Below are 7,016 nucleotides of genomic sequence, written 5' to 3'. Positions count from 1 at the left end.
GAAGTTCAGCAACGATGAGGTCTTTGATTTGGGTGATGCGTTCTGTGGTAGACTTCATTTGGGAGTCCTTTGGTGAGAGATAGATGATGCGTTTATCTCTGTTATACCAGAGGACTCCTTTTCTACAACATTTGAGTGCTCCCCTCCTTCAGCGCCGGGCTTCGCTTGCGCTCTCCAATGTTCAGGCCTTTTGCTGGCGGTGTTTTTCATCCTCGGCCAGCGATTTCAAGTAGCCTTCGTTGCGGCGAATGCCCGCGTTGAGGCGCGCCAGTTCCGGCTCGGCTTCCAGCAGGCGCAAAATGTCTTCCATCAGGAAGACTTCCCCCGCCCGATACAGCCGCGCATACACGGCGCGGGCAAAGGTCAGGTCGGCGGGGTAGTCCACCGTCCAGCGCAGGTGAGAGAGGTCGCGCTCGTGCTCGAAGTTGAGAATTCGGAAACGCTCGGGGTGCTTCCACATGTAGGGCGTGACATGTTCACGCTCCGAAGGCAGGCTGGCCTCATGCCAGGCACGCTCCAACGCCTGACGGGTGAAAACCTCAATATCCAGGCCTTCGGGGTAGGTCGGTTTGAGCGTGTTGCTGACGTAATCCAACTCGGCAGGGCGTTCCAGCCAAAGGCGCACCGCTCGGTCGGTGATGGCGGGGTCTTTGAAAGGGTCGTCGGCGGTAATGCGCACGATGAGTGTCGCGTCGACCATGCGGGCAGCCTGCGTGAAACGGTCGAGGACGTCATCCACTGCCCCGCGGTAAACAGCCACGCCCAACGAAGCCGCTAACTCGGCCAGCGGGTCATCGGAAGGTTCGGCCGTCGTCGCCAACACCAGGGCATCGAGCGTTTCACAGTGGCGCATTCGCTCAATGACGCGGGCAAGGAAAGGCGCACCCGCCAGGTCGGCCAGGGTTTTCTTCGGCAGGCGGCTGGACCCCGTGCGGGCCTGAATGATGCCGACGATTCTCGTCATAAACTACTCCTTGGGGATGCCGGAACACAAGAGTGCCCAGATGCAACGATGCCCAGATGCCCGGAGGCCCTGTTGCCCGGCGGGAATTCGGCAGTCTGGCCTCGGGGCATCACGGCAACCAGACATCAGGGCATCCCAGTATCCTTCAAGCGCAACGCGGTCTCCAAAATATGCTTTGCCTGCCTCAGATCCTTGATGCTTTCCTCTTCGCCCGCCAACACGCGCAGGAAATGCGCCATTTCGGCAACATACATCGCATTGACTTCGTAGTGCGGCCATGACCAGGTCTGCATCTCACCATCGGCAGCGCGATAAACTTGCAGGCTGTGACCGCTGAAATCCCACCAGGCCGTTCCTTCCGTGCCCAGCACTTCGGCACGGCAGGTGTAGCGGCGGTTGAGGTAATCGGTATGCAGCGAAGCCCTCACGCCGCTACGGAAGCGCAGCCACCCTTCGGCGAGGTCTTCGGTTTCGATTTCCAGCGTGTGCGAATGGACCACCCAACCGCGGGCCTCGGCCACCGGCCCAAACAGCCACACGAGGTAATCCAGTTCATGAATGCGGTCGAGGACGATACCGCCGCCGAGGTCGCGGCGGGCGCTGTAACCGCGGCGGTAGTCTTCCCACGGGTGCCAGTCGGGGAGGTATTGGCCGAAAACCGCTCGCGCGAAGATGACCTCACCCAAAACGCCTTCGTCAAGCAACGCCTTCAAACGCTGCAAGCCGGGGTGAAAGCGGAAATTACAGCCCACCAGGGTGCGCAAGCCGCGGGCTTCGACCGCTGCAATGAGGTCGTCCACACCCTCCATGCTGGCAGCAAGGGGCTTTTCCAAAAACAGGTGCGCCCCGGCTTCGGCTGCCGCCCGCGCCTGGGGAATGTGATACACCGGCGGAGAGCACACCAACACCGCGTGGGGGCGGGCTTCCAGCGCAGCCTCCAACGAGGGGAAGGTTTCCACCTCCCAGCGGCTTGCGGCTTCGGCCTGACGCTCAGGCTGGGGATCGTACACGCCGATGTGCTCGACGCCCAACGTACGCAAATTGGCAATGTGGCGCTTGCCAATTGAGCCAGCGCCGAGAACAAGGAATGACCAAGACGAGCGAATATCGGTGGGCATGGGCAAGGTTCCCTGAAAGAAATGGTTGGGGAAGGCGCGCAAGGTGCTTCTAAGCAGGCTGGTGCCAGGCGCGCAGGCGGCGGGGGTAGCCCTCAAGATGTTGGCGATGGAAAGCCGCAAGGCCGTCTTCCCAAGAAGGCAGTGCCTGCCCCAAAGATGCCGCCAGTTTGTCGCTGCGAAGGGTGAGATTGCGGGCACGGCGGGCGGCCAACCCGGCTTCAGCCACCGAGGCCGGTTGAATGTGTGCAGGGTCGTAGCCAAACTGCTCGGCCAGCGCCACACCAAAAGCATATTTGCTCAAACAGCGCGGGCTGAGCGCGTGGTAAAGGCCGCTCAAGCGATGCTCAAGCACCGCAAGAATCAGGGAAGCCAGATGGTTCGCGAGCAGGGGGCAAAAGAAAACATCGGTAAAGCCGCGCATGGTGCGCCCTTCCCGCAAATTGTTGAGGAACCATTCGGCCAGGCTGCGACGGCCGGAAAGGCTCCAGCCGAAGAAGTTAACCCGCAGCACCGCAGCAGCGGGATAGGCTTGCTGCACGGCGCGCTCACCTGCAAGTTTGGTGCGGGCATACACGCTCAGGGGGTGCGGCGCATCGTCTTCCGTATAATCGCCGCGCTGGCCATCGAACACGGCATCGGTGGAGATGTGCACCAGCGGCACACCGTCACGGGCTGCCAGCGCCGCGATCTCGCCGGGGAGTTCGGCGTTCAGGCGGGTCGCCAAATCGGGCTGACGCTCACAGGCATCCAGGTCTGCCAGGGCAGCGGCATGCACCACAGCATCAGGGCGCGCCATGCGGAAAGCGGCCTCGGCAGCGCCCGGCACGGCAAGGTCGAGCGAAAACACCCGGAAGGGGGCGCGAGGCAGCGGGCGACGGGCCACGCCAACGATCTCATGCCCGGCTTGCAGGGCTTCCCACGCCAGGTTGATGCCCAACAGACCCGTGACGCCGGTGAGGAGAAGTCTCATAGAAGTTTGCTCGATGAAGGGCAGGGGACTTTAACGCGACGCGGCGTATGCTTCTTCGATAGGCCGCACAAGCGCCTGAATCTGCTCCACCGTCAGCCATTCGGTATTGGTGTTGCTGGCATAACGGAAGCCTTCCGGCAAGGGCTTGCCGCGCTGTTTCCAGCCTTGCGCGAACCATGCCTGTTCGTCGCTGGGCAGGATGACGAACATATCGTCCAGTTCGACGGTATGGCGGGCTTCATCCTCGTTGACCAACACTTCATGCAATTTCTCGCCGGGGCGAATGCCGATTGTCTGCAATTCAGCCTCGGGGGCGATCGCGCGTGCCAGGTCGGTGATTTTCGTGCTGGGAATTTTCGGTACGAACACTTCGCCGCCTTCCATTTGCTCAATGCAGCGGATGACAAACCGCACACCCTGTTCCAGGGAAAGCCAAAAGCGGGTCATGCGAGGGTCGGTGATGGTGAGGCGGCCGTCTTCCCGCTGCTTCAAGAAAACGGGCACCACGCTACCACGGCTACCAACTACGTTACCATAGCGGGTGCAACTAAAGCGGGTGGCCGTGCCCGCCGCATAAGCATTGCTCTGCACGAAAAGTTTTTCCGCCGCCAGTTTGGTCGCGCCGTAAAGGTTGACCGGGTTGACGGCCTTGTCGGTGCTCAAAGCCAGCACCTTTTTCACGCCCGCGTCTAACGCGGCCTCAATGATGTTGGCACTGCCCAAAATGTTGGTTTTGATGGCTTCCATCGGGTTGTATTCGCAAGCAGGCACCTGCTTAAGCGCGGCCGCGTGAACCACAATATCCACACCGTGCATGGCGCGGCGCAGGCGGTCTCGGTCGCGCACGTCGCCGATGAAATAGCGCATCGTCGGGTGGTCGAAGCCCCCCATCCGCATTTCGTGTTGCTTGAGTTCATCTCGGCTGAAAACAATGATCTTGCGCGGGTGGTACTCACTCAGCATCACCTGGATGAATTTCTTACCAAAGGAACCGGTGCCACCGGTCACGAGGACGACTTGGTTGGACCAATCCATCATTGCTATCTCCTGTAAAACAAATTTGAGCCGCCGGAAAGGGCTTTTCGGGAACACGCGCGCTGGCCGCGTGCCGTTGAAGTTCAAACCCATTGCTCCCAATGTAGGGGTTCACCGGCAAAGGCGGCTAAGGTTTCCCGAAAGCGCGTTTCTTCCAAAGCCCTGGGAAGGGGCCACTGCTGCAGGCTTTCCCGCCAGAAGGCAATATGCCACGGGTAGGGGCGGGGGTAAGTGAAGAAAAAGTGGTAAGCGTAGCGCCGGGCTAACGCCACTTGCTCCGGCGAAGGGCGCAGGCTGGCAGGCTGCGTCACGGCTTGTTCCAGCAGATGGAAATAGGCCTCCCAGGTCGCCGGATCCAGGGTAAAGCCGCGGCCACGATAGTGCACCCGCCCAGCGACCACTACCGGCACACCGTCCATCGCCATTTCCAGCCCCAAAGTCGTGGTGTAAACCAGCCCCACCTGCGCCATTTCAACCAGGTCATAAGAGTTGATGTCGGCGTCGGGGGGTACCACTTTGATGTGCTCAGGCAATGTAGGGAACGTATGGGAAACAATTTCCAGCATGGAAGTGCCACCGGGGGCCAGTTTTGCCTCGCCAGGATGCACCCGCACAACAACCTGCACTTCGGGATGACGGGCAAAGAACCGCAAAGTTTCAGCCAGCCAGTCGCCCATGCCGCGGGTGAAAACCTGATGGCCGATGGTGACGGAATCGCCAAAGACGTTGGTGGCAATGAGTACCAGCGGGCGGTCGTCAAGGCCCAGGCGTTGACGCACAGCCTGCGAACCGGCGCGCCCCACGTTTTGCCAGGCGCGCGCATGGGTTTCCCAAGGGCGGCCACCGCGGCGGGCGGTCATCATTTCTTGCAAACGGGCAAGTTGCTGCGGCGTCAGTGGCCTTGAAGAAGCCGCTTTCCACAAATCGGTGGTGTCCAGTTCCATCACCGGCACCCCCTGGGAAAGCCAGGCATGTTCGCGCTGATACTCAAATTCGTAAGTGACGGCCGGAATGCCCAATCGGCGGGCGACCTCATAAGCCACGCCAAATTCCAGGATAGCGCCGTTAGGCACGATGAGAACATCGGGGTGTTCCCGGCGCAACCAATGGGCCAGCGCGGCCGCTGCGGCGCGATTACGGGCCAGCCGCAAGGGGTAGAGGGGGTCTTCCGCGTCGGCGCCCTCCCTCTGGCGGGTGTATTCCACATCGTAAGCGCTCAGGCGCTCAAGCGAAGCATCCCAATGCGAGGGAATGGGATCGTGTGGCTCGTTGAGCAGCGGCACAACCTGGAAGGCACCGGCGGCCGGCTTGAGCAAATCGCGCAAATAAAGCGACCACTTGCGCCAGCCCCAGCGGTCGTCAGGCTGCCACCAATCCTGGTAAGGGAAATAGCCCAAAGCGACGCGATGCCCCTGGGCAGCCAGAGCAAGGCTAAGCACCGCCGTTTGGGCTACCCAGGGCGAAAGCACCGCGAAGACGGCAATTTTGCGCCCAGGCGGGGCCTGCCGCGCCCGTTCAGCAGCCCAAGGGCCCCATTCGGCAAGGTAGGGTGCCAGCGTCTTCAGATGACGGCGCAAAGGGGGACGCGAGCGGCGAATATGCCAATCCAATTCAACCACGCCAGGTAGCCGCCCCAGCCAGGTTTTCAGGGTTTGGCGGGCGCCTTCAGGCTTCATGCTCGATCTCCCAATCCAGGCGGGGGCGCACCAGCCCAGGACGCGGCTCCGCCCACTGGCTTCCTGGCGCGCCGGTGGCGTCTACAGTGAAGGCAACCGCGTTGTCTTCCTGAAAATAGCGCTTGACATTGTACGCACTGGCATTCATGGAAACCATGTAGCGCCCGCCGTTGAGCAGGTCGGCGGGGATGATGCAACGGCTCACATAACGCCCCGCGGGGCGGGTTTCCCAGCGTTGGAAGGCTTCCTGGTCATCGGTGTCAAAGGAAGTAAAAACGTATTCGCCGCGCGTGCTGAGGAGGTAAATGCCCACCCGCAAGCCCTGAATGGGCGCGTCGAGGGCATACTCAACCTCGATGGTCACCGGCTCGGTCGAGCGCACTGCGTCGGTAGTGCGGCCTCTGACATCTTTCACCCGCAGTGCGACGGGGCGGAAAGGTGCAGCGTTGGCCGGAATCTCCTCGGCTTTCCACAGCCGCTCGCCAGAATGGGTCATGCTGGACGAGAGGTAATAATCCACGGCTTCAGGGGTGGGGCCGCGGAAGGCAATCTGGCCCTTCTCGAGCACAATGGCCTCTTTGGTCAGGTTGAGAATGGCCGACATATTGTGGCTGACGAAGAGCACCGTGCGCCCCCCTTGGGCCACATCGCTCATCCGCCCCAGGCATTTGCGCTGGAAAGCGGCATCACCCACCGCGAGCACTTCGTCCACCACCAGGATTTCCGGCTCCAGATGCGCGGCCACGGCAAAAGCCAGACGCACATACATGCCGCTGGAATAGCGCTTCACCGGGGTATCGAGAAAGCGCCCGATTTCGGAAAATTCCACGATTTCGTCGAACTTGCGGTCGATTTCCTCCCGCCGCATCCCCAAAATGGCGCCGTTGAGGTAAATATTCTCACGGCCAGTGAGCTCAGGGTGAAAGCCCGTGCCGACTTCCAGCAGCGACCCCACCCGGCCACGGATTTCGGCATAGCCTTCGGTAGGTTCGGTGACCCGCGAAAGGATTTTCAACAGCGTGGACTTGCCCGCGCCGTTTTTGCCGATGATGCCCAACACGCTGCCTTGCGGCACATCAAAAGAGACATGGCGCAGCGCCCAGATGTGCGTGGTATCGTCCTCTTCAGCAGAGGGCTTGCGGCCAAAACGAGCCAGTTTAGAAGCCAAGACATCCCGCAGGGTGTCGTAGGCGTTGATCTGCGCGCCCAAAGTATAGCGCTTGCCAAGGTTGTGCACACGAAGAGCATACATG

The 7,016-nt window shown here is 61.1% G+C and carries 6 protein-coding genes; all 6 read right to left on the bottom strand.

What is annotated here, in order from left to right:
* Positions 1-181: 181 nt before the first annotated feature.
* The 6 genes from ENJ54_02540 to ENJ54_02515 all read right to left on the bottom strand — a co-directional run bounded on the left by ENJ54_02540 (position 182) and on the right by ENJ54_02515 (position 7,015).
* Complete coding sequence (locus ENJ54_02540) at positions 182-964, bottom strand: spore coat protein (GenBank protein HFC08724.1); 783 nt, start codon at positions 962-964, stop codon at positions 182-184.
* Positions 965-1,089: 125 nt separating this feature from the next.
* Positions 1,090-2,082, bottom strand: coding sequence for a Gfo/Idh/MocA family oxidoreductase (locus tag ENJ54_02535; protein ID HFC08723.1), 993 nt, complete (start codon positions 2,080-2,082; stop codon positions 1,090-1,092).
* A gap of 49 nt (positions 2,083-2,131) precedes the next feature.
* Entirely contained in the window at positions 2,132-3,052 is a 921-nt protein-coding gene (locus ENJ54_02530) for an SDR family oxidoreductase (protein ID HFC08722.1), read from the bottom strand.
* Positions 3,053-3,082: 30 nt separating this feature from the next.
* Positions 3,083-4,087, bottom strand: a complete 1,005-nt coding sequence (gene pseB, locus ENJ54_02525) for a UDP-N-acetylglucosamine 4,6-dehydratase (inverting) (protein HFC08721.1) — start codon at positions 4,085-4,087, stop codon at positions 3,083-3,085.
* An 83-nt stretch (positions 4,088-4,170) separates the two neighbouring features.
* A complete protein-coding gene (locus tag ENJ54_02520; protein ID HFC08720.1) occupies positions 4,171-5,763 on the bottom strand; it encodes a hypothetical protein in 1,593 nt (530 codons plus the stop codon).
* Positions 5,753-7,015: an ABC transporter ATP-binding protein gene (locus ENJ54_02515; protein HFC08719.1), complete on the bottom strand. Its 1,263-nt coding sequence runs from the start codon at positions 7,013-7,015 to the stop codon at positions 5,753-5,755. Before ENJ54_02515 ends, ENJ54_02520 begins: the two co-directional genes overlap by 11 nt.
* Position 7,016 lies beyond the last annotated feature (1 nt).

Source organism: Chloroflexota bacterium (assembly GCA_011322445.1).
GTDB lineage: Bacteria > Chloroflexota > Anaerolineae > Anaerolineales > DRMV01 > DRMV01.
The sequence above is the reverse complement of the archived record's forward strand: the minus strand, read 5'-3'. Positions and strand labels throughout refer to the sequence as shown.

Bases quoted from the DNA above. Each gene is read 5' to 3' on its own strand.
- ENJ54_02540 (HFC08724.1), bottom strand. From the start codon at position 964: ATGACGAGAATCGTCGGCATCATTCAGGCCCGCACGGGGTCCAGCCGC.
- ENJ54_02535 (HFC08723.1), bottom strand. From the start codon at position 2,082: ATGCCCACCGATATTCGCTCGTCTTGGTCATTCCTTGTTCTCGGCGCT.
- ENJ54_02530 (HFC08722.1), bottom strand. From the start codon at position 3,052: ATGAGACTTCTCCTCACCGGCGTCACGGGTCTGTTGGGCATCAACCTG.
- pseB (HFC08721.1), bottom strand. From the start codon at position 4,087: ATGGATTGGTCCAACCAAGTCGTCCTCGTGACCGGTGGCACCGGTTCC.
- ENJ54_02520 (HFC08720.1), bottom strand. From the start codon at position 5,763: ATGAAGCCTGAAGGCGCCCGCCAAACCCTGAAAACCTGGCTGGGGCGG.
- ENJ54_02515 (HFC08719.1), bottom strand. From the start codon at position 7,015: ATGTATGCTCTTCGTGTGCACAACCTTGGCAAGCGCTATACTTTGGGC.